The organism is Dehalococcoidia bacterium, assembly GCA_035574915.1.
Lineage (GTDB): Bacteria > Chloroflexota > Dehalococcoidia > DSTF01 > WHTK01 > DATLYJ01.
Genome location: DATLYJ010000070.1, coordinates 1 through 2,998 on the forward strand (window position 1 = coordinate 1; position 2,998 = coordinate 2,998).

General features: G+C 67.4%; 1 protein-coding gene. It reads left to right on the forward strand.

The window, feature by feature from the left end; all coding sequences use genetic code 11:
- The first annotated feature begins 320 nt into the window (after positions 1-320).
- Positions 321-2,750 carry a heavy metal translocating P-type ATPase gene (locus tag VNN10_06525; GenBank protein ID HXH21666.1) on the forward strand — a complete coding sequence of 810 codons (2,430 nt, stop codon included), beginning with the start codon at positions 321-323 and terminating at the stop codon, positions 2,748-2,750.
- Positions 2,751-2,998 lie beyond the last annotated feature (248 nt).

Genomic DNA, 2,998 nt, shown 5'->3' on the forward strand with positions numbered 1-2,998 from the left:
CCAGAGCTTGCGCCCGCAGCAGCAGGCGCCGGCCTTCGAGAGCGGCTTGTCGGCGCTGTAGATGACGCCGCCGATGCAGCCGCAGGGACACTGGTAGTTGACGTGCGCCCGCCTTGGGCCCGAGCCCATTCGCGTCGTGTAATCCATCTAAGCACCCTTTCCAGTTAACGGCCCCGGCCGGCCATCCCGGCCCGCCTCTAGCGCGTGACGAGCGCGGCACCGGCGAGATCTGCGCCCCTGCGGGAACTTGACGCTACACCCCTCCCAGGGGGGTTGGGTGTATAGTGTAGCAGCATCGCCGCCTTGTCAAGGAGCTACCGATGACCAACCACTCCTCCCATGGCGCCGGCCACACAGGCCACGCGACCGCGCTTCAGCGCGTCGCTATTCCCCTGAGCGGTCTCGACTGTGTGTGCTGCGCCGAGGAGTTGGAAGCGCGTGTAAAGAAGCTCCCCCACGTGGCCTCCGCCCGCGTCGATTTCCAGGCGGAGCGCTTGACGGTGGAGTTCCACGCCGGAATGACGACCGAGGAGGAGGTCCGGCGCGCCGTTGACGCCAGCGGACGCTGCTTCTGCGACGACGGCGCCGCGGCGCCGGCCGCCTCTCACACCGCTCATCTCCAACACGTCGCCCAGATGGCGCCCGTCATGGGCACCAAGCACGACCGCATGCAGTACGAGATGCCGTCGCTGCAGGCGCACGCGGACCACGAAACGCATCACGCGGAGGCGTCATCACACGCGGGCATGGAACACGACATGTCCGACCCGCGCGTGGCGAAGGCCATGGAGCGAGACATGCGCAACCGCTTCCTCGTCTCGCTGCTCCTCACGGTGCCAACCGTCCTTTACTCACCGCTCGGCAAGGACTTCTTCGGTGTTGACCTCCCTACGGGGCCTCTGAATAACAACTGGCTCTTGCTCATCGTCTCGACCCCCGTCGTGTCCTGGGGCGGCTGGGTCTTCCTCGCTGGCGCCGTGAGATCGCTGCGGCACCGGGCGCTGAACATGAGCGTCCTCATCGCCACCGGGGTGGTGGCGGCTTACGCGTTCAGTGTCGTGATCACCGTCGGTGACCTTGGCGAGACCTTCTTCGAAGCGGCCGCGATGCTGGTCACCTTCGTGCTCTTCGGTCATTGGATGGAGATGAAGGCGCGGCGCGGCACGACCGACGCCCTCAGGGCACTCTTCGACCTCGTCCCGCCCCGGGCGACCGTCCTGAGAGACGGCGCTGAGGTCGACGTCCCGACGTCGGACATCGTGGCCGGAGACGTGGTGGTGTTGCGGCCTGGGGACAAGGTCCCGGTAGACGGCGTAATCGAGTGGGGCGAGACCTCGATCGATGAGTCGCTAGTGACAGGCGAGTCCCTGCCCGTCGACAAGGCGCCGGGCGACCAGGTGGTGGGCGGCTCCATCAACATTTCCGGGTCCGTGCGCTTTCGGGCCACGAAGGTTGGAGCGGAGACGGCGCTAGCCCAGATCGTGCGCCTGGTGGAACAGGCTCAGAACTCGAAAGCGCCCGGCCAGCGTCTCGCGGACCGGGCCGCCTCGTATCTCGTTGTGCTGGCGGTGGGTTCAGGTCTGGTCACCTTTCTCGTCTGGCAATTCCTCATCGGCGAGTCGACGCTGCAGGCCCTGACGTTCGCCATCTCTGCCGTAGTCATCGCCTGCCCGGACGCTCTTGGCCTCGCGACCCCGACCGCCGTCACGGTCGGGACCGGGCTGGGCGCGCGGCACAACATCCTGTTCAAGGACGCCTCCACGCTGGAGGGCGCCGCCAGGATCAGCGCCGTCGTCCTTGACAAGACCGGCACGCTCACAGAGGGCAGCCCGCGGCTCGCCGGCGTGGCGGCCGTCGACGTCTCCGAAGATGAGTTGCTGTCGCTCACGGCTTCGGCGGAGTCGGGCAGCGGACACCCGTTGGCCCAGGCCATCGTCCAGGGTGCAAGGGGGCGAGGGGTCGCGCTCGGCGAGCCTTCGGCCTTCGAGTCCGTGACGGGCAAGGGCATCCGGGCCGTCGTCCGCGGCCGGCTAGTTGTGGTCGGCAACCGGCGTTTTCTGGAGGAGCAGTCGATCCAGGTGGAGCAGTTGGCAGAGAGCGCTGCCGGCGAGGCGCAGGCCGGCCGCACGCCGATGTTCGTGGCCGTTGACGGCCGCGCCGCGGGCCTGGTGTCTGTCGCGGACACCGTGAAACCGAGCGCCCGCCTTGCGGTGCGGCGCCTACGAGAGATCGGCATTGAGGTGGTGATGATAACCGGCGACAACGAACGGACGGCTGCGGCCGTGGCGAAGGAGCTCGGCATTGAGCGCGCCTTTGCCGAGGTCCTGCCGGAGGACAAAGCGCGCTACGTCCGGCAGTTGCAGGAGGAAGGGCACTTCGTAGCTATGGTCGGCGACGGCGTGAACGACGCCCCCGCGCTCGCGCAGGCGGACATCGGCATCGCCATCGGTGCCGGGACCGATGTCGCCATCGAGACGGCCCGTGTGGTGCTTATGAAGAGCGACCCGCTCGACGTGGTACGCGCGATCAGGCTCAGCAAAGCGACTGTGCGAAAGATGAAGCAGAATCTGTTCTGGGCCTCGGTGTACAACGTGCTCGCGATCCCCGTCGCCGCCGGCGTCCTCTATCGTCCCCTGGGCATCGAACTGCGGCCCGAATGGTCGGCGCTGCTGATGTCTCTGAGCTCGATCATCGTCGCCACGAACGCCGTGCTCCTCAAATGCTCCGAGCGAGACATCGTTGCCGGCTAGTAGGCGCTGGCTCTCCAGGTACCTCTTACAGGCCCGAGCATTTGCCCGCCGGGGGGTGCCCACTTATTCTGGAATGGCCGCGCCGGCTCAAGGAGGTCGTTCTGCGGAAGACGGCACTGTTCGTGTCCGGCCTGATTTTGCTCGCGCTGGCGGCGGCAGCATGCAGCGGCTCGGACGCGGCATCCAACGGGGACGGCGTCCTGATCACGCCCATCCTCTCGCCCACCGCGGTGGCGACCCGGCCTGCC